The organism is Labrys okinawensis (genome assembly GCF_002982075.1).
Lineage (GTDB): Bacteria > Pseudomonadota > Alphaproteobacteria > Rhizobiales > Labraceae > Labrys > Labrys okinawensis_A.
In genome coordinates this window covers 223,139-242,873 of sequence record NZ_PUEJ01000008.1, presented here as the reverse complement: position 1 = coordinate 242,873, position 19,735 = coordinate 223,139, and the positions used below count along the sequence as shown (strand labels likewise).

Below are 19,735 nucleotides of genomic sequence, written 5' to 3'. Positions count from 1 at the left end.
AGGATTGGGTATGCCCCGCTACACTCGCCCGCTCAGATGCCGCACCTTGCGCAGTTCGGGGAACCAGTACCACCACAGGCCGGCCACGGCGATGGTGGCGATGCCGCCGAAGATCACGGCCGGCACCGCGCCGATCAGCCCGGCGGAGATGCCGGCACGGAACTCGCCGAGCTCGTTGGATGCGCCGACGAAGACCTGGTTGACCGCGTTCACCCGGCCGCGCACCGCATCCGGGGTCCAGAGCTGGATCAGAGTCTCGCGCACATAGACGCTCACCATGTCGAGCCCGCCGAAGAGCGCAAGCGCCAGGATGGAGAGCCAGACCGCCGTCGAAGCACCGAACAGAGCTATGCAGGCACCGACCAGCGCCACGCAGGCGAACATCACCGCGCCGGCATGGTCCTTGATCGGGTGGCGCAGCAGGATCGCCGCCACCACGATGGCGCCGATGCCGGGCGCGGCCCGGAGCATGCCGAGCCCCCAGGGGCCGACATCGAGAATGTCGCGGGCGTAGACCGGCAGCAGAGCCGTGGCGCCGCCGAGCAGCATGGCGAAGAGATCGAGCGAGATGGCGCCGAGCACGATCTTCTCGTGCCAGATGTAGCGAAAGCCGGCCACGAGCGTCTCGAAGCTCGGCTTTTCCTTGGCCGTTTTCAATTGCGGCGGCGGTGCGATGGTTATGGTGAGAAAGGTGGCGAAGCCGAGCAGCACCAGCGCCGTGCCATAGGCCGTGTTGGCCGACAAGCCATAGAGCAGGCCACCGGCGACCGGGCCGATCACCGTGGCGATCTGCCAGGACGAGGTGCTCCAGGCGATGGCACTGGCGAGATCCTCGGCCGGCACCAGATTGGGCATCAGCGATTGCTGGGCCGGGCCGAAGAAGGCCCTGAGCGTGCCGAACGCCACCAAGGTGATGAAGATGGGTACGGCCGTCTGGCTTCCCCACAGGCCGAACAGCATCAAAGCAAGGGCGCACAGCGCCTCGCCCGCAAGGCAGAGCGCCATGATGCGGACGCGGTTGAAACGGTCCGCCACCGCGCCGGTGACCAGCACCAGAAGGAAGGCCGGCAGGAACTGCACCAGGCCGACGATGCCGAGATCGAAGGGATCGCGCGTGAGGTCATAGACCTGCCAGCCGACGGAAACCCCGATGATCTGGGCCGAGAAGCTGCCGAGGAAGCGCGCCAGCCAATAGCGCGCGAAACCGCCGTGACGGAAGGCGCCTGCGCGCGAAAGAGAGAGATCTGGCATATCCGGAACCGCAGGAAGAAGGCTCTTCTTGTAGAAAGGCCGGGGATTCGGGGCAAGGTCCTGCAATTGGAGCCAACGCGATCGACCGAGGACCTCTCGCTACCGCCGCGCCGGGCCGATCATCATAGGCCGCCGATGTCGCAAAGGAGATCAACCTTCGAGCCTTCGGGATGATTCCAGCTCATTCGTCCGATCGTCTTCGCTGCGATGAAGGGAATCGAAAGAACCGCACCGCGGGAATTGGCGACTCGCAACCCGAATGAAGCGCTTTCCCGAACCACTTTGACCGTCCAGTCCTCCTCACGCAAATCCGCAAACAGGAGAAGGAGGGAGCCCGTGGTTTTCGTCAGTTTGGCACCGCCCTTGCCGTCAAGGACGAACTCAAAAGCATTGTCGCTTCACGGCAGATCATCGTCCGCTGGACCGGTTGACCAACAGCGACGGATTGGACCCAGCATGCGCCGGCCATCGCCAATAGGGCGGTTGCTGTCGGCAACGCCCGCAGACGCCGCGGATCGTGACTTGGAGGCCTTGCCGAGCGCAGGAGGCCGGCCCTCCGGACCGTCATTGCCGCCATGGGATTCACCGCCATTAGGGGGCTCGTGAATATCGCCATGGCGTGGCCCATGCAAATGATGCGAAGCCGATCTTGGTTTAGACGCGGCAAAGCGATGTCCCTGCCGCGTCCGTACTGCCGCCCGCACTCTCAGGCGGCGGCAGCCTTGGCCGATTTCACCAGGGCTGGATCGACCCAGCCGCCGAAGCCGACCGAGATGCGGTTCCAGCCATTGATGACATTGATCAGCAAGGTGAGCTTGACCCGCTCCTCCTCGCTGAAATGCGCGGCCAAGGCCTCATAGGCCGCTCCATGGGCGTGCCCTTGGCTAAGCCGCGTCAAAGCCTCGGTCCATGCGAGCGCAGCCCGCTCGCGATCGGTGTAGCAGGGAGCGTCGCGCCAGGCCGCCAGCAGATGGAGGCGCTGCTCGGTTTCGCCGTTTTCGCGGGCGAACACCGTGTGCATGTTGAGGCAATTGGCGCAGCCATTGATCTGGGAGGCGCGGATCTCGACGAGTTCGCACAGGCCCGGATCGATATTGGCGGCGATGACGAAGGAAAGGCGCTGCCACTCCTTCATCAGGGCAGGAGCGGCGGCAAGAGGATTGAGCTTGGCGGTCATTGGTCGGTCTCCTCGGTTGATACCGAGGGCATGACGAGCCAGGATCCGGGTTTGTGACATTCAGCTCCGTTTTATCGGCGCCGTGGACCGACAGCCATCAGGCGACCACCCCGCCCGCCTCGCCTAGAGCAGGGTGATTTTTGGTTGAATCGTTGGATTCCCAAATCGATTGAGAAGTGATTCAAGATAGCTGCGGCGGAGGAGGCCGCAGCGAATGGCAGTTCCTTATTCGATGGACCTTCGTGAGCGGGTTGTTCGAGCGGTCAAGGAAGAAGGGTTTTCGCGCAACCAGGCGGCGTTGCGTTTTGGCATAGCGGTTTCGACGGCGGTGCTTTGGCTGCAGCGGGACAAGGCAAACGGCAGTGTGGCGCCGGGGAAGATGGGGGGCCATAAGCCGCGCGCGATCAGCGGTGAGCATCATGACTGGCTGGTTGGGCGCTGCCGAGACGGAAGTGCCTTCACGATCGCCAAGTTGATCAAGGAATTGGCCGAGCGCGGGCTCAAGGTCGACCATCACAGTGTGTGGAATTTCCTGCACGAGCAGAAGCTGAGTTTTAAAAAAGGACGCTGGTCGCCAGCGAGCGCAGCCGGCCCGACGTCGCCCGGCGCCGGCAGCAATGGATCAAATACCGTCCCCTGATCACCCCCGAGCGGCTTGTGTTCATCGACGAAACTTGGACCAAGACCAACATGGCCCCGCTCCGCGGCTGGAGCAAATGCGGTGAGCGGCTCGAGGCCGTCGTTCCCCATGGCCATTGGAAGACCCAGACCTTCATTGCCGCTCTGCGCCATGATCGGGTGGAAGCACCCTGGGTCCTGGATGGTCCGATCAACGGCGAGAGTTTCCGCACCTATGTGGAAACCCAACTGGTTCCAACCTTGAAGCCGGGCGACATCGTCGTCATGGACAATCTTGGCTCCCACAAGGGAAAGCAGGTACGCCAAGCCATCCGAGAGGCAGGAGCAAAGCTGCTATTTCTGCCCAAATACTCCCCCGATTTGAACCCAATCGAGCAGTTCTTCGCCAAACTCAAACACTGGCTGCGCCAAGCCGCCGCTCGTTCTCTCGATGAGCTCACGCACGCCATCCAGCACATCTTGCAGCAGACCAAACCCTGCGAATGCGCGAATTTCTTCGCTAACGCAGGATATGATCGAACCTAATTTCATAATGCTCTAGAGCAAAGCGCGTTCAAGCGTGAACGCTAATTTGCTCTAACTCATTGTTCTGACGCGTCTTTGCGATTCTTGGTGACTCCGTCTAATCGCAAAACGCTATAGCCTTTCCCGCAGAAATCGGCGTGTCAGTTTCATGCCCGTCGGCGAAATGGTGTGGCCGACGCCGCGCACTATATGGCTTTCCACCGTCATGGCGGCCTCCTGCAGCATGGCGCGGGCCCGCCGGGTTTCCTCGGACGGCACCGCTTCGTCGGCGCTGCCATGCACCAGCAGCACCGGCGTCGCCAGGGCGGGCGTGAACGGCTCGGGGGCGACGAAGCGGCCTGAGAGCAAGACCAGGGCTCCCACGGGCCAGGGTCCGCGGGCCACGGCATCGAAGGCCAGGGTCGCCCCCTGCGAGAAGCCGACCAGAGCGACCCGGTCCAGCCGGTCCGCCAGTCCGTGCGCGTCAACGAGGGAGCGGATCAACGCATCGAAGGCCGGCCTCGCGGCGGCGATACGCGCCAGCCGGTTTTCCGGCGTGACGCCTTCCAGGCTGTACCATTGCCGGCCCGGTCCCCGCTCATAGGCAAAGGGCGCATCCGGCGCGATCACGGCGGTATGAGGCAGGGAGCGCCGCAGCACACCCGCCAGCGGATCGAGATCATAACCGAAGGCGGCAACGCCATGCAGCAGAATGACGAGGCCGTGAGTTACCGGATCAGTCACGGCGCACCCGGCAATCTCAGCGGCTCCCGCCCGCCCTGCTGCGCAGCGCCATGCCGGTCATCAGCAAGGCGAAGCCATAGAACAGGAGCTCGACGCCGAGCAGAATGCCGAGCAGCGAGGAGGCCGATTGCTGGAAGTCCGAGAAGATCAGCACCGCCAGCAGAATGGAAATCAGGCCCGACAGCAGCAACCAGGTCCAATTGGCGGAGGAGCGGATATTGAAGGCCACGATCACCTTGGCAAGGCCGTAGACCAGGAACATCGCCCCCAGCAAAGCCGTCAGCGAGACCACGCCGGCCAGGGGATTGAGCAGCAGGGAGGCTCCGAGCAGCAGCGCCAGAATGCCCATCAGCGCCGTCATCAGGAAGCCGCCCCACGCCCGGATCACCGCGGCGTGCACCAATTGACCCACGCCGAGCACGATGAAGGCCCAGGCGGCCCAGACCACCACCACCAGCGAGGCGAAGCCGGGATGGATCAGCGCCAGAATGCCGCCGATCACCGCGATCACGCCGAGTATGACGAACCAGGGCCAGGACCGCTGCAGAACTTCCATTGTCGTCTCCCCTTCCACCGTTCAAGAACGGAAGGCAACATAGCATTGCCGCCGCTGGATTCGAGCGTTCGACGGCAATATGGTTTCGACGGCCTTTCGGCCTGTCCCGGCCGGTCGCCGGCCCTCCGGCAGCCGCCCGCAATATCCTGCCTCCGCCGCACACGTCGCTTTCCGGCAATTCGGCGGCGCGCTTAAGCCGCAGGCGGGCGACGCATTCCCCTATTCAAGTCTGAGGTCCAGAATTCTCGGGAGAACGCCATGACGGACGCAGCCGACAACGCCACGCATACCGAAGCTCCGTCCGCCTCGCGCCGCGGGCGTGATGCCCGCCGGGCCGCCCGCGTGCAGCGCGGCGGCACCTCGGTGCCCTATATCAGCCGCAACATCCCCCTCACGGAGGTGCTCTCCGAAGAGGCGATGCAGATCATCGAGTACAATGCCGAGACGCTGCTGGAGGAAGTCGGCATCGAGTTTCGCGAATATCCGCGCGCTCTCGAACTGCTCAAGGCCGCCGGCTGCGACATCAAGGGCGAGCGCGTGCGCTTCCCGCGCGGCCTTGCCCGCAAGCTGATCCAGACCGCCCCCTCGCAATACACCCAGCATGCCCGCAATCCCGAGCGCAATGTCGTCATCGGCGGCAACAACACGGTGTTCGCGCCCAATTACGGCTCGCCCTTCGTGCACGACCTCGACAAGGGCCGGCGCTACGGCACCATCGAGGACTTCCGCAATTTCGTGAAGCTGGCCTATGCCAATCCTTATGTGCACCATTCGGGCGGCACGGTGTGCGAGCCGGTCGACCTGCCGGTGAACAAGCGCCATCTCGAGATGATCTATGCGCATATGCGCCTCTCGGACAAGCCGTTCATGGGCTCGGTCACGGCCCCCGAACGCGCCCAGGACACGGTCGACATGGCCAAGATCCTGTTCGGCGAGGAGTTCATCCAGCAGAACACGGTGTGCACCAGCCTGATCAACGCCAACTCGCCGATGGTGTGGGACAACACCATGCTGGGCGCGGCCGACGTCTACGCCCAGAACAACCAGGCCTGCATCATCACGCCCTTCATCCTCTCCGGCGCCATGAGCCCGGTGACGGTGGCCGGCACGCTGACCCAGGTGCTGGCCGAGGTGCTGGCCGGCGTCTCCTTCCTGCAGCTGGTGCGTCCCGGCGCGCCCGCCATCTTCGGCACCTTCGTCTCCACGCTCTCGATGCAGTCGGGCGCACCGACCTTCGGCACGCCGGAAGCGGCGCTCGCCATCTACGGCGCCGGCCAGCTCGCCCGCCGCATGAAGCTGCCCTTCCGCTCCGGCGGCTCGCTCTGCGCCTCCAAGATCCCGGACGCCCAGGCCGCCTATGAGAGCGCCAACACGCTGATCCCGGCGATGTTCGGCGGCGTGAACTTCATGCTGCATTCGGCCGGCTGGCTCGAAGGCGGTCTCTCCGCCTCCTACGAGAAGTTCGTGATGGATTTCGACCAGCTCGGCGCCATGCATGTGCTGGCCAAGGGCGTCGACATGTCCGAGAACGGCCAGGCCATGGATGCCTTCCGCCAGGTCGAGCCGGGCGGCCACTTCCTCGGCTGCGCCCACACCCAGGCCAATTTCGAGACCGCCTTCTACCGCTCCACCATCTCCGACAACAATTCGGTGGAGCAGTGGGAAGCCGAGGGCAAGCAGGACGCCGCCCAGCGCGCCAACAAGATCTGGAAGAAGACGCTGGCCGATTACGAGGCGCCCGCCATCGACCCCGGCAAGGACGAGGCCCTGCGCGATTTCATCGAACGCAAGAAGGCCTCGATGCCGGACGCGAATTACTGAAGTGCCTGCCCATCCCTGTCCCGGCCAGGAGAGGGATGGGCGCGCCGATCCGGCTTCGCCTCCTAGAGCGTTTTCCAGAACAGTTGATAGACTTTTCGATTAAGAAAACGCGTCAAAACAAGGAATTAGAGTGCAAAGTGCGGTTTCTCCGAACCGCGCTTTTTCTTCTCCGGGCTTCGCTACGTCTCGCGCTTCGAAGTGATAGCGGCAAACCGCAAGACGCTTCAGCCGCCGCAGCCTCCGCCACCACCGCAGCCACCACCACCGCAACCGCCCCCACCACCGTCACCGTCACCTCCCCCGCAGGAGCCGCCGCCAGCCTTGGCGGCCAAGGCCGGCTGGCTGGTGAGAAACAGCGAAAACGCCGAGAGGCCGAGGCCGGCCAGCCCGACATGGCCGTGCAGGGCAACCCATTCGGTCAAGCCCGGACTGCCGGCGGCGGGCTTGCCTCTGGCTTGCAGGGTCCGCTCGACCTGCCGGAGCAGCTTTCCGCCGGCCCGCGTGCGCGGCGGCTGCCTCATCGCCGCGACCGCAATCACGACAGGCGTCACCACCAGGCAGAAGGCCAGCAGGGCAATCGGGCGCCCATGGCCGATGCCGAAGAAAAAGCGAATGAGGGCCAGCAACAGCAGCGGGCCGATCAGTAGGAGGGGGATTTGCTGCGTCCGGGCCAGTTCGTCCGGCCCCGGCACCAGACCGGCGGCAAGCAGATCCCGCCGGATCGGTTCGACCGCAATCTCGATGGTGGTAGTTCCCATCCGCAGCGGCCCCTCGGCCAACTTGTCGCCGATCAGGCGCTCCACGGCAGGGGCCTGCCGCGGAACCGGCCGAAGCAGCACCGCCTCGTCCGACTGCATGGCGATCGTCCCGTCAAGATAGAGCTGCATCAGCGCCGTCTCGAGCACCCGGTTGGCTCCGCCGGCCAGATAGGCGACATGATAGGGGCCGAGCAGAACGCCGGCATCCTTGGGCATGGCCGGACCGTTCACCCTGTCCTGCAAAGCCCGGCTGAGCATGAAGGCGCCAGCCAGAAGCACGACATAGAGCATCAGGAAGGCTGGTCCTTGCAGGGCACCGGGACTCGAAGAATCATAGATGGCGGCACAGCCCGGCACCGCCAGCAGCAAGGCCAGGAAAGCCAAAGGCTTGACGGCACGCTTCAGAAGCTCCTGCAGGCGCGCTAGCAAGGCTTGCCGGCCCGATGGTGTCAAATCCACAGGACCTGGCGCATCCGGGTCCGGCCAGATCTCGGTCGGCGGCTCCTCGCCGAAGAAGCGCCGGTAGTCGTCTAGAGTCTGCCGGTAGAGGCGATCGAAACGCAAATCCTCCGCGGTGCCCCCGCGGCCCGGCTCGTGGTGAAACTCGCGCTGCAGCACCTCGCGGCAGAACTCGCCCCAATAGCGTCTCGTATCGATCAGATGCAGGTGCCAGGCTTCGTCCACCGCCCGCGAGGGACAGGCGCCATGACCGCTGGAAAGAGCAATGGCAACGAAGCGCTTATATTCGAAAACAACCCGGCGCGCCTTCTCATAGCTCCAGCCGCACTCGGCCGCGAGCTTCGTCGAGAAGGGAATCACATCGTCAGGCTTATCGAGGTCATAGGTCTCGAGCCGCGTCCACAATCGGGTGAAGGCCGCCTGCCTCTCGGCTTCGGAGGACTTCACGGTCGTTCTGGCTTCACCGGCATCCGACAAGAAGCACCGCAGCGGCTCTGGGACGTGAGAGATATTATATCATATGCCGCGAGCGTGGCTATATCTGCTGCCGAGATGCGCTTTGCCCGGATACGCCGATATTTCAAGCTGTTCGCAATCGCGTCGGGCCAGTTGCGAAAGCCATGGCGCATCCTATGGTCAGCACGGTGCCGCATGGGAGAATCGTCATGATCGGCCGCAGGGCATTCCTGGCGAATATCGCCGCCAGCGTGGCGGTGCCGGCCTTCGCCCGGGATGCAACCCCGCTGGATTCGAACCGCACCGTGCTCGGCCCCTTCCGGGTAGAGCCTCTGGAGGGGCTCGCCGACATTCCCGCGCCGACGCTCGAGGCGCTGAAGGACGAGGTCACCGTCCTCAACTTCTGGGCCTCCTGGTGCCAGGCTTGCCGCGAGGAGCACCGCTACCTCGTCGATCTCCAGAGCAAGGGCGTTCGGATTGCCGGTGTTGCCGTCCAGGATCGGGCCGAGGCGGCGTTGCATTATCTGGAAAAGGCGGGCAACCCCTACGGTCTGGTCGGTCTCGACAACAAGCGGGAGCTCGTCACCATGCTGTCCTTGCGTTCGATCCCGCAGACCTTCCTGATCAGTCGGCATTGCGAGGTCGTCTGGGAGACGGACGAAGGCCTCGACAATGGTCTGGCGACCGAACTTCTCGACAAGATCGGGGCGATCAGCGGTTAGCACGACAGTCGTAATTCGCTCGCAATCACGCGAGAAAATCGACTGAAAATCTAAATTCCAGCTGGAGGGCGGCCGTGCCTTCTCACAGCGCCGCGACCTTGCGCCGGATCTCGGCGATCTCGTCGGCGTGGTCGCCGCTTCGGGAGAGCAGGTCAATCAGCGCCTCATAGGCGTCCGCCTGATTTTCGACCGCGCCACCGCGCAGGCGCGCCAGCCTTTCCAGAAGCTCGATCTGGCGACGCCGCGTGGCGATGGCCGGCTCGGCGCGGCCCAGCCCCTGCTCTGCCCTGGCGATCTTGTCGAGAATGCGGGCACGGCGGCGCAGGAGGCTGTTGTTCTCGGGATCGTCGGCGAGGCTCTTGTCGCTCGCCTCGAGCGCCTGGCCGAGATGGGTCAGCGCCGCCTGGTATTTGCCAGCTTCCAGATAGGTGTCGCCGATATTGATGCTCGACACCGCAAGGAAGTCCTGGTCGAACTTCTTGTCGCCGAGCCTGTCGAGATGGGCAAGATTGGTCGCCTGCGCCCGCTTGTAATGAATGAGCTTCATCATGGTGGTGCGGGCCGCATGGCCCATCGCGACCTGGATTGCCGACATCGCCTCATAGGAGCCCCCCTTGTCGGGGAAGCGCTCGAGCAACATCGCCCCGACCTGCGCCCCCTCCTGGTAGCTGGCCTGCGCGCCCTTGTCGTCACCGACATGGCGCTGCTCGTCGCCAAGATCGCGCAGAGCCCAGACATAGTCGCTGAGTTCGTCGAAACCGGCCGGATTCTTCTCCTTCTGCTCGCGCCGTATCTCCGCGCGCTTGCGGGCGTAGTCGAGCGCCTCCTTCTCCCGATTCGCCGCATCGAAGGCGTCGGAGAGGTCGCGATAGGCATTTGCCAGGCCTTCCAGGCGGCCTGCCCGCAAAGCAGGATCGCGCACCAGCGGCTCGCGCAGGGCGACCTCGCGCTCCAGCAGGCCGATGCGGGGCGCTTCGATGCCGGCCTCCTCCAGGCGTTTGGCCAGGGTGTGCAGGGCATCGGCGATCTGCAGGAGCAGGTGTGGCCTCTCCTTGCCGTCCTGCCCGTCGAGCGCCCGCAGGCGGGGCTCGGCGGCATAGTCCAACAAGAGGCGCGCATGCGCGTCGGCATCGAAGCTGCGGGCATCCCGCCGGCCGAGATCGAACAGGCTTCGCGCCGCAGCGAAAAAGCGCCAGCTCCGCTCTGCGTCGAGCGGCACGGCCGCCAATTCGGCCATGGATTGGCGATAGCGCTGCATCGCGGCCTCGATCTTGCCGTTCGCCTGATAACGGCCGGCGATCATGTCGCGCAATTGCGCCCGGCGCCCGGGTTCGGCTAGCACGGAGAGCAGCTTCGTTTCGATGGCTTCGGCCGTAACCGGATCCTGCTTGTCGATGCGCTCGCCCGCCTGCGTCACGGCTGTCAGGATCAGCTCGCCGCCACTATTCAGGGCGGGATCGTCCTGCGTCTTCACGCGTAGCCGCTCCAGCCCCTCGGCGAGGGTCGCGGCGGCCTGGACAGGCTCGGCCTTGCCCTGCGCCGTCGCCCTGACGCGATAGCTGGCGACGAGCGCCTCCACCTGAACCTCGTCGAGGCGCAGCGACCCCGGCGCCGGCTCGGCCAGGACGGCGAGCGCCTCGGCGTCGGCGAGGGCCAGAGCTGTCCTGTCGGCGGTGTTGCGTTCGTCGGCCCGCGCCGCCAGCGCGCTCACCAGGAACCTGCGCGCCGTCGGATCAGCGGGCGCGATGCCGGTCCAGCGGCGGCAGATCTCGACGAGGCGATCATGCCTGCCCTTGTCATAGTAATTGTCGCGTAGCGCCTCGGCCAGGAGCGGGAAGCGCGCCGGGTCGCGCGGGGCCCGTTCGAGCCGGGCCGAGAAGGCTTCGATCGCCGCCTGCAGCATGGCTGCCTGGGCCGTGCCGACATCACGATCATAATCCTCGATCGCTTCGTCGAGATCGAGCACCGCCCGGCGGGCAATCAGGCCAGCCAGCAGGTCGGCGTCATCCGCCGTCAAGGCGGTCTGTCCGCCCCGTGTGGCACCATTGCGTATGGCGCGGAGATCGACGCGCGCCGCCTCGACCACTGCCGTGATCTTGGCGTCGGCTTCCTCCCCTTCCGCATCGATGGTGGGGACGCTGAGCAGGCGTGCCAGGGCCGCGACCGTCGGATCGCCCGCTTCGCCGGCCTTGGCGAGGAGATCGGCCAGGGAGGCGGCGATGGCGTCCTGCTTGCGGTCGTCGCCGCCCAGCATGATCAGCTCGAGCCGGGCAATGTCATCCGCGGGATTGGCCTCGAGAGCCTTGCCCAGACGCTCGATCCGGGCCTTCCGGTCTTTCGCGTCCATGTCCTGGAGGATGGTGAACGCCGTCCGATAGGGCAGGCCAAGCGCTGTTCCGCCCGTCGTCACGCAGCCCGCCGGCTCCCCCGGACAGGACGCGGCGAATGCCGGATACGCCGTGAAGGTCAAGCCCAGAGCCAACCAGACGCCAACTCGCCACTCGGACCGCATATATCCCTCCCGCAACCGCAGAACGTTAAGTCATCGTGAGGGCGAATGGAAACAGGAGCGTGACCCCGGTTCAGGAGAGACGGCGCGCCGCGTTGCAGGTGTCGAATCGCACGGAAACGCCGGTGCCGCAGTGGCATCGTCATGCCATCAGAGCAAGCGCAACCCGCGCAAGATGAGAGATGGGAACGAGACGATGTTCAAGAAGATCCTGACCGGAGCCCTGGTTGCCGCTACATTGGCCGGCACCGCCATTGCCACCACCGGCACCGCCGAGGCCCGCAACGGCCGCCATGGTGCCTTCGCCGCGGGCGCCGGCATCGGCCTTTTGGGCGGCCTGCTGGTAGGTTCGTCCTACAATGGCGGATATTATGGCGGCGGCTACTACGACGACTACCGCCCCGTCTATTATCGCGAGTATCGCCGCTGCACCATTCAGAAGCGCTGGGTCGAAGATTACTATGGCGGCCACTGGGCCCGCGTACGGGTCTGCTACTGAGTTGCGTTGCGTTCGAGTTGCGTCAAGTGGCGTTGCGTCATGTCGCATTGTGTTTTTGGGCCCCGCCACGGCGGGGCCTTTTGCTTGCCGGCCTCGGCACTTTCGCTCGGCGTAGCGCGCTGCCCTCGCCGCCAGGCGATGGGGCTGACCCCCGTTAGGCGCAGGAATTCACGGTTGAAATTGGACTTGCTGAGAAAGCCGGCCTCCATCATCACCTGGATGACGGAGCTATCGGTGGTCGCCAACAGGTGGCAGGCCTCCTCGATCCGGTATTTGTTGACATAGTGAGACACGCTCATGCCGTGGACGCGGTTGACGGCCGAGGAAACGCGCCGCGCCGGCAGGTTCAGCCGCCGGGCGAGCCGGGCAAGATTGAGATCGGCATCCTTGTAGAGCTGGCGTTCCGCCATCAGGACGTCGAGCGCCAGCGCCACCGTGCGGTCTTCGTCACTGCCCGGCCGGGTGGGCGGCTCGACCGCCGATGGCTCGTCCTCTTCCACAGGCGCCGCCGTTCCCGCGGAGGCGGCCGCCGCTCCCAGCACCAGCAGCACCACGACATTGCCGCCGGACACCATGGCCTCGGACATGAAGCCTCCCATCCAACGCATATCGAGGCTGATGACGATATCCATCACTCCGGAGAGAAGGCAGGCCACGGCGGTGATCTGCAGCGCGCGGTACGACCGCAGCACACCGTCCAGTCGGGGCGCTATCAGCACGTCCGGGCCGGCCAGCGCCAAGCGGGTCAGGGCAAGGCCGTAGCCGAGGAACGCCAGGATGACCACGAGGTCGATCGAGACGGACGAGATCGTAAAGAGCAATCCGACCAGGCCGGCAGGCACGAGATGGGGCCAGACCTTGGCCCAGCGCAGCGCCGGACCTTCGGCGGTGAGACCGCGAAAGGCAAGCCAGGCCAAGGCCGGCGTCAGCGCGGCCAGCATGGTCTGCAGCGGGATGAAGGTCCTGATCCCGTAGCCCCAGCGCAGGCCTAGCAGCACCGAGAGCGCCATGAAGCCGAGCAGCAGCAGGAAGAAGGCATTGTCGCGCCAGGGACGATCGCCCTGTCGCACCATCTGCACGAGGAGGATGGCAAAGAGCAGAGCGCTGACGAAGGGCAAGGGCACGAAGATCATTTGGTGCTTCCGGGACGGGACGAATCTACACCATTTCTGGCCCCGATCACTTTCGCATTCGTCCCCGATCGCGATCGAGGTCGCCGAATGTGGCGAATTCCGGCCTGATCTTTCCATGATTCATCGAGGAAAGACAGCCATGCGCACGCTTCTGATCATTGCCGCCTTGGTCATCGCCGCCAGCTGGATGGCCCCCGGCGGGGCTCGGTCCAGCCTTGGCCAGCTCGATGCCGGCTCGGTGACTTCGGTGACCATCACCGGCCCCGCCGGCTTGATCCGGCTGAGCGCCGGTCGCGACGGGCCCTATCGCGCCGAACTCCGCAGCCGGCCCGAGGGCTGGTTCGCCTTCTGGCGCTCGAGCTGGGCTTCGAGTGGCTGCGAAAATGCCGGATCGATCCGGCTCGATGGCACGCAGCTGCGGGTCGACACCGGCAGCCGGACCTGGTTCGGGAATTCCGATTGCCGGCTCGAACTCACCGCCACCCTGCCCGAGAACGTCGCCGTCTCCATCGAGCAGGACGCCACATCGAGCCACCTGTCGGGCAGCTTCGCCTCGCTCGACGTCAAGAGCCGGGCCGGCGACATCGCGCTGGACGGGCATGCGCGCCACGTCTCGATCGAGGGCAATGCCATCCGCGCCCGCCTCTCCTACGCCCGCATCGAGCAGGACGAGGACATTGACCTCGGCGGCAACGCCATCGACGCCGAACTCACCTTCGCCGGCGCGGAGGCGGTGAACTACGCCGTGAGCGGTCATGCCTCGCTGGTCGACAGCACCCTGCCGAACAGGCCCGGCGCCAAGCCGAGCATCGCCATCAAGGGCGATTTCCTGCGGGTGCGCATCGGCGGCTGAGGCCAGCCTCTTTCGACATGGGTCCGGCCAGGAACCCAGCCAGCCCCGTTACTTCTTCACGCCATAGGCGGCCATGAACACCCGCACGGCCGACTGCGCCACCTCCCGGATGCGTGCTTTGGTCGGTGGTGTGTTGTTGGCCATGAAGAACATCGGCTTCAGCAAGGGACCGTGCGACATTTCAAGGAATTGGGCGGCGGCCAGCTCGGTATCATCGATCTCGAGCTGGCCGGCGGCCACGCGCAGATCGAGATATTTCGCCAGTTGCTTGCGGGAATGGCCGGGTCCCGAATTGTAGAAATGCGCTCCGATGTCGGGCATGCGCTCGGTGATGCCCATCACGGCTCGCATCGCCGAGATGATGCGCGGCTGGCAGATGAAGGCGGTGATGGCGGTGGAGAGCTCCAGCAGCGTGCCTTCGACGTCGGGCGAGTTGTAGTCGAACTCGAAGATGCGCTCGACATGGGAAGAGCGCTCCTCCTCGACGATCGCCGCGAACAGACGCTCTTTATTCTCGAAATAGACATAGAGAGTGCCCTTGGAGACGCCTGCCTCCTTGGCGATATCGTTCATGCTGGCGCCCTCGAAGCCATGGGCCAGAAAGACGCGACGGGCGCCATCGACGATCTGGCGGCATTTGGCATTGTCGGCGGCCGGCGGATCGGTAGCCGGCTCTTTCGTAGGCGCCGGGCTCGCGGCGAGCATGGCTGGAATCCTTCCAAAAAATGACTGAACCGTTCGGTTCGATTTTTATTGCGTATCGCAGCGCAACATGATAGTCAACGAAAACTGACTGAACCGTTCGGTTCGATCCTGACAGTCCCAGCCAGACGGTATTGATCTTGTCGACCGGAGCAAAACGCGTTTCCCACGGAAGCGAATTTTACTCTAAGCCTTTGTTCTAATGCATATTTGCGATCCTCGGTATAGCTAACCAAATCGTAGAATGCTTCGGGGCAAGATCAACACGGTCTGGTTTTGCAGGCAACTTTTTCGAGTTGTCCAGGGGCGTCTCACCTTCCGGTTGGGAGACCACAATGGACGCAGCTCGCGATCACAATGCCATGTCGGGTGGCCAGGGGGGCACCGGCTCGGTTGATGCCACCGACAATGTCGTGACCTTGGAGCGCCAGCGGACCGACGCGCCTGCGGCGCCCGAGCCCGGGAAAGCCGAGCCCCCGAAGGCCGAGGCTCCGGCTGCTCCGGTACAGTCCAAGCCTGCCGCCACTGCCGGCAAGAAGAAATCCAAGGCCCGCACCGTCCTGCCGATCCTGCTGGTCGTCGCGCTCGCCGCCGGCGGCTGGTACGGCTACGACTGGTGGACCAATGGCCGCTTCATGGTCGAGACCGATGACGCCTATGTACAGGCCGACGTGTCCACCCTGGGCGTGAAGGTCTCGGGTTATGTCGACAGCGTGCCGGTGCAGAATGGCGACAGCGTCAAGGCCGGCGACGTCATCGTCAAGCTCGACGATACCGATTATCGCACCGCGCTCGAATCCGCCAAGGCCAAGCGCGCGACCCAGAACGCCACCATTGCCCGTATCGACCAGCAGATCCTAGCCCAGCAGGCGGCGATCGAAACCGCCAATGCCGGCGTCGCCTCGGCCAAGGCGGGCATCGAGTCGGCCCAGGCCGGCGTCGCCTCGGCCAAGGCCGAAATCGTGCGTGCCAATGCCGCCTTCGACCGCGCCGACGCGCTGGCGGCCCGGGATTTCGGCTCCAAGGCTACGCTCGACCAGGCCACCGCCGACCGTGACAAGGCCAATGCCGGTCTTGCCAGCGCCAACGCCACCCTCACCAATGCGCAGGCGAGCCTGAACAGCGCCGAGGCCAGTGTGATCGCGGCCAAGGCCAATCTCGCCGTGACGCAGGCCCAGAAGGCCGAGGCCGAACAGGGCGCCAAGGAGCTCGACGTCGCCATCACCAAGGCCCAGAACGACCTCGACGCCACCGTGGTGCGCGCGCCTACCGATGGCGTGGTCGGCAACCGCGCCGCCCAGCCTGGCCAGTTCGTCTCGCCCGGTTCGCGCCTGATCGCCCTGGTGCCGCTCAAGAGCATCTATGTCGCCGCCAACTTCAAGGAAACGCAGCTCGCTCCGCTGGTTCCCGGCCAGAAGGTGGAAGTCTCGGTCGATTCCATGGACGGCGATACCTTCGAAGGGGTCGTCGGCAAGTTCTCGCCGGCTTCCGGCTCGGTCTTCAGCCTGTTGCCGCCCGAGAACGCCACCGGCAATTTCACCAAGATCACGCAGCGCGTGCCGGTGCGTATCGAGGTTCCCGCCGACATCGCGCTCAGCGGCAAGCTGCGTCCCGGCCTGTCGGTGGTGGTGACGGTCGACAGCCGCACCGGCCCGAAGGGATAAGGCAACAAGAAGCCTTCTCCCCTTGCGGGAGAAGGTGGACCGGAGAAGCCGGGCCGGATGAGGGGTCGCGCCGCACTCTCTCCGGCAAGGATGCGAGACCCCTCATCCGGCACTTCGTGCCACCTTCTCCCGCAAGGGGAGAAGGCTATCTGCTTCCAGGGAGGCCGCCATGGCCACCGCAACAGCAACCGCCATGCCCGTTCCCGCCGAGGACAAGATCGACAAGCGCAAGCTGGTCGCCTTCCTGGCCATGGTGTTCGGCATGTTCATGGCGATCCTGGACATCCAGGTCGTATCCGCCTCCCTGCCGCAGATCCAGGCCGGCCTCGGCGCCTCCGGCGACGAGATCCCCTGGGTTCAGACGGCCTATCTGGTCGCCGAAGTGGTGATGATCCCGCTCTCGGGTTTTCTCTCCCGCGCCTTCTCGACCCGCTGGACCTTCGCGGTGTCCTGCGCCGGCTTCACCTTCATGAGCTTCATGTGCGGCACCGCGACGAACATCAACGAGATGATCATCTACCGCGCGCTGCAGGGCTTCATCGGCGGCGGCATGATCCCGACCGTGTTCGCGGCCGCTTTCACCATCTTCCCGCGCTCCAAGCAGGCCATCGTCTCGCCGATGATCGGCCTGGTGGCGACACTCGCCCCCACCATCGGCCCCACCGTCGGCGGCATTCTCACCGACGCGATCTCCTGGCATTGGCTGTTCTTCATCAATGTGGTGCCGGGCGTCATCGTCACGCTGATGACCTTCGCCATGGTCGATTTCGACGAGCCGGACCTGTCGCTGCTCAGCAATTTCGACTGGACGGGCCTGATCTCGATGGCGGTGTTCCTGGGCGGCCTCGAATACGCGCTGGAGGAAGGACCGGGGCATGACTGGTTCGCCGAGACGCCCGTCCTGGTGATGTCGGTGCTCGCGGCCATCGGTGCCGTGGTGTTCTTCGCCCGCGTGCTGCTGGCGAGGCAGCCCATCGTCGATCTCTACGCCTTCAAGGACGGCAACTTCGCCACCGGCTCGCTGCTCTCCTTCGTGCTGGGCGTCGGCCTCTACGGCCTGACCTATCTCTTCCCGGTCTATCTAGCCGGCGTACGCGGCTATGATTCGCGCATGATCGGCGAGACCATGTTCGTCACCGGCCTGTGCATGTTCTTCACCGCGCCGATCGCGGGCAATCTCACCCGCTTCGTCGATCCGCGCCTGATGATCGCCGGCGGGTTCATCGGCTTTGCCGCCGGCACCTGGATCATGACCGGCATCACGCATGACTGGGATTTCTACGAGATCCTGCTGCCGCAGATCCTGCGCGGCGTCTCCTTGATGATCTGCATGGTGCCGATCTCCAACATCGCGCTGGGTACCCTGCCGCCGGCCCGCATCAAGAACGCCTCCGGCCTGTTCAACCTGATGCGCAATCTCGGCGGCGCGGTGGGCCTTGCCATCATCAACACCGCCCTGAACAAGCGCCAGGACCTGCATCTGTCGCGCCTGGGCGAGGCGGTGAACTGGAGCCGCGACAATGTCCTGCAGACTTATGAGAACATGAAGGCCGGCTTCGTCGCTTTCGGGGCGGCTGCCGACCAGATGACCGTCTCCAGGCTGGTCGGCTTGATGCGGCGCGAGGCGCTGGTGATGGCGTTCTCCGATGTCTTCTTGCTGCTGACGCTGCTGTTCGGCCTGCTCAGCCTCTCCATCTTCATGCTGAAGAAGCCTCAGATGGCGGGCGGCGGCGGTGGCGGCGGGCATTGAGGAGTATGTCATCCCGGACGAGATGCGTCACGCAGTGACGCTTCGCGGATCCGGGATCGCGAGATGAGTGAGTCTTACCCGGCATACGGTCCCGCATCTGCATCGCACCACTTCGTGCTGCAATGCGTGCGGGATGCCCCCAAACCCTTGCAACCACCGTCGATCCGGCCTAACCACGTCAGCCTGATCTTTTGAAAAACCGACAGGGTGAGCCATGCCCGACGAAAACCGGGGAATGGAGGACGGCAACGTCATTGCCGTCATGCGCAAAGTGGGACAGGCGGCCCGGTCGGCCGCACGGATCCTGGCGCTCGCCCCGGCACCAGCCAAGAATGCCGCGCTCGAGGCGATGGCCAAGGCCATCCTTGCCAATGAGGCCGCCATTCTCGCCGCCAATGCACAGGACGTCGCCGATGCGGTGGCGCGCGGCCAGATCGCCTCCTATGTCGACCGTCTCACCCTCGACGAGAAGCGCGTTGCCGGCATTGCCGCGGCCATCCGCGAAGTCGCGGCCCAGCCCGATCCGGTCGGCCGCGTTTTGGCAAGCTGGACGCGTCCGAACGGCCTGGAATTCGAGCGGGTCTCGACCCCGCTCGGCGTTGTCGGCGTCATCTTCGAGAGCCGCCCCAACGTCCTGGCCGATGCCGGCGCTCTCTGCCTGAAGGCAGGCAATGCCTCGATCCTGCGCGGCGGCTCGGAAAGCTTCCGGACCTGCGCCGAAATCGCCAAGGCCCTGCGGGCGGGCCTGCAGGCTGCCGGCTTGCCCGAGGCGGCAATCCAGATGGTGCCGACCGCAGACCGCGCCGCCGTCGGTGCCATGCTGGCCGGGCTCGACGGCAATCTCGACGTGCTGGTGCCGCGCGGCGGCAGGAATCTCGTCTCCCGCGTACAGGCAGAAGCCCGCGTGCCGGTCTTCGCCCATCTGGAAGGCGTCAACCACACCTATGTCCATGCCGGCGCCTCGCTCGACATGGCCGTCGCCGTGGTGCTCAACGCCAAGATGCGCCGCACCGGCGTGTGCGGCGCCACCGAAACCCTGCTGGTCGACCAGGCCGTGGCTCCCGTCTTCCTCAAGCCGCTGGTCAAGGCGCTGCTGGAAGCCGGCTGCGAGGTCCGGGGCGATTCGCGCACCCTCTCGGTCGATCCCCATGTGAAGCCGGCGGACGATACCGACTGGGCCACCGAATATCTCGACGCCATCATCTCGGTGAAGGTCGTATCCGGCCTCGACGCGGCGCTCGCCCATATCGAGCGCTATGGCTCGCATCATACCGACGCCATCGTCACCGACGACGAGGCCGCGGCCCAGCGCTTCCTCGCCGAGGTCGATTCGGCCATCGTGCTGCACAACGCCTCCACCCAGTTCGCCGATGGCGGCGAATTCGGCTTCGGCGGCGAGATCGGCATCGCCACGGGCCGCATGCACGCCCGCGGCCCTGTTGGTGCCGAGCAGCTCTGCTCGTTCAAATACCGGGTGAAGGGCCAGGGCACGGTCAGGCCATAGGCTGAAACAAGGCCTCTTCCTGAAATCGCGGCAT

At 65.0% G+C, this 19,735-nt stretch carries 16 protein-coding genes; 8 read left to right on the top strand and 8 right to left on the bottom strand.

What is annotated here, in order from left to right:
• Positions 1-18: 18 nt before the first annotated feature.
• Together C5L14_RS21700 and C5L14_RS21695 are read right to left on the bottom strand one after the other, a co-directional pair.
• Complete coding sequence (locus C5L14_RS21700; protein ID WP_105864229.1) at positions 19-1,251, bottom strand: MFS transporter; 1,233 nt, start codon at positions 1,249-1,251, stop codon at positions 19-21.
• Between the two features lie 706 nt (positions 1,252-1,957).
• Complete coding sequence (locus C5L14_RS21695) at positions 1,958-2,428, bottom strand: carboxymuconolactone decarboxylase family protein (protein WP_105864154.1); 471 nt, start codon at positions 2,426-2,428, stop codon at positions 1,958-1,960.
• 214 nt (positions 2,429-2,642) lie between these two features.
• Between C5L14_RS21695 and C5L14_RS21690 the strand changes: the two genes are divergently transcribed.
• Positions 2,643-3,592 (top strand): IS630 family transposase gene (locus C5L14_RS21690; RefSeq protein ID WP_105862481.1). Its coding sequence is split into 2 segments (ribosomal slippage): positions 2,643-2,990 and positions 2,993-3,592, totalling 948 coding nucleotides; the frame shifts between segments, so codons are not numbered across the junction.
• 111 nt (positions 3,593-3,703) lie between these two features.
• On the opposite strand, the gene C5L14_RS21685 is transcribed toward C5L14_RS21690, so the two are convergent.
• Both C5L14_RS21685 and C5L14_RS21680 read right to left on the bottom strand, forming a co-directional pair.
• Positions 3,704-4,315 carry an alpha/beta hydrolase gene (locus tag C5L14_RS21685; RefSeq protein ID WP_105864153.1) on the bottom strand — a complete coding sequence of 204 codons (612 nt, stop codon included), beginning with the start codon at positions 4,313-4,315 and terminating at the stop codon, positions 3,704-3,706.
• Between the two features lie 16 nt (positions 4,316-4,331).
• Complete coding sequence (locus C5L14_RS21680) at positions 4,332-4,871, bottom strand: HdeD family acid-resistance protein (RefSeq protein ID WP_105864152.1); 540 nt, start codon at positions 4,869-4,871, stop codon at positions 4,332-4,334.
• A 258-nt stretch (positions 4,872-5,129) separates the two neighbouring features.
• On the opposite strand from C5L14_RS21680, the gene C5L14_RS21675 reads away from it, so the two are divergent.
• On the top strand, positions 5,130-6,692 hold the full coding sequence (locus tag C5L14_RS21675; RefSeq protein WP_105864151.1) for a trimethylamine methyltransferase family protein: 1,563 nt from the start codon (positions 5,130-5,132) through the stop codon (positions 6,690-6,692).
• A gap of 224 nt (positions 6,693-6,916) precedes the next feature.
• On the opposite strand, the gene C5L14_RS21670 is transcribed toward C5L14_RS21675, so the two are convergent.
• A complete protein-coding gene (locus tag C5L14_RS21670; protein ID WP_105864150.1) occupies positions 6,917-8,356 on the bottom strand; it encodes a TIGR04222 domain-containing membrane protein in 1,440 nt (479 codons plus the stop codon).
• A gap of 218 nt (positions 8,357-8,574) precedes the next feature.
• Between C5L14_RS21670 and C5L14_RS21665 the strand changes: the two genes are divergently transcribed.
• Positions 8,575-9,087: a redoxin family protein gene (locus C5L14_RS21665; RefSeq protein ID WP_181161284.1), complete on the top strand. Its 513-nt coding sequence runs from the start codon at positions 8,575-8,577 to the stop codon at positions 9,085-9,087.
• Positions 9,088-9,169: 82 nt separating this feature from the next.
• Here C5L14_RS21665 and C5L14_RS21660 read toward each other — a convergent pair whose 3' ends face one another.
• Positions 9,170-11,497, bottom strand: coding sequence for a hypothetical protein (locus C5L14_RS21660; RefSeq protein ID WP_146126993.1), 2,328 nt, complete (start codon positions 11,495-11,497; stop codon positions 9,170-9,172).
• Positions 11,498-11,792: 295 nt separating this feature from the next.
• Here C5L14_RS21660 and C5L14_RS21655 point away from each other — a divergent pair, with 295 nt between their 5' ends.
• On the top strand, positions 11,793-12,095 hold the full coding sequence (locus C5L14_RS21655; protein WP_105864147.1) for a hypothetical protein: 303 nt from the start codon (positions 11,793-11,795) through the stop codon (positions 12,093-12,095).
• Here C5L14_RS21655 and C5L14_RS21650 read toward each other — a convergent pair.
• On the bottom strand, positions 12,089-13,228 hold the full coding sequence (locus C5L14_RS21650; protein ID WP_105864146.1) for a helix-turn-helix domain-containing protein: 1,140 nt from the start codon (positions 13,226-13,228) through the stop codon (positions 12,089-12,091). The two genes, C5L14_RS21655 and C5L14_RS21650, sit on opposite strands and share 7 nt — an antisense overlap.
• A 139-nt stretch (positions 13,229-13,367) precedes the next feature.
• Between C5L14_RS21650 and C5L14_RS21645 the strand changes: the two genes are divergently transcribed.
• Positions 13,368-14,081 (top strand): hypothetical protein, encoded by a 714-nt coding sequence (locus tag C5L14_RS21645; protein WP_105864145.1) that lies wholly within the window; start codon positions 13,368-13,370, stop codon positions 14,079-14,081.
• 48 nt (positions 14,082-14,129) lie between these two features.
• Here the strand turns inward: C5L14_RS21645 and C5L14_RS21640 are convergent, their stop codons facing one another.
• Entirely contained in the window at positions 14,130-14,786 is a 657-nt protein-coding gene (locus C5L14_RS21640) for a TetR/AcrR family transcriptional regulator (protein WP_105864144.1), read from the bottom strand.
• 332 nt (positions 14,787-15,118) lie between these two features.
• On the opposite strand from C5L14_RS21640, the gene C5L14_RS21635 reads away from it, so the two are divergent.
• The 3 genes from C5L14_RS21635 to C5L14_RS21625 all read left to right on the top strand — a co-directional run bounded on the left by C5L14_RS21635 (position 15,119) and on the right by C5L14_RS21625 (position 19,701).
• Positions 15,119-16,447, top strand: a complete 1,329-nt coding sequence (locus C5L14_RS21635; RefSeq protein ID WP_245443492.1) for an HlyD family secretion protein — start codon at positions 15,119-15,121, stop codon at positions 16,445-16,447.
• Positions 16,448-16,616: 169 nt separating this feature from the next.
• Entirely contained in the window at positions 16,617-18,197 is a 1,581-nt protein-coding gene (locus C5L14_RS21630; RefSeq protein ID WP_105864143.1) for a DHA2 family efflux MFS transporter permease subunit, read from the top strand.
• A 214-nt stretch (positions 18,198-18,411) separates the two neighbouring features.
• Positions 18,412-19,701 carry a glutamate-5-semialdehyde dehydrogenase gene (locus C5L14_RS21625; RefSeq protein ID WP_245443490.1) on the top strand — a complete coding sequence of 430 codons (1,290 nt, stop codon included), beginning with the start codon at positions 18,412-18,414 and terminating at the stop codon, positions 19,699-19,701.
• Positions 19,702-19,735 lie beyond the last annotated feature (34 nt).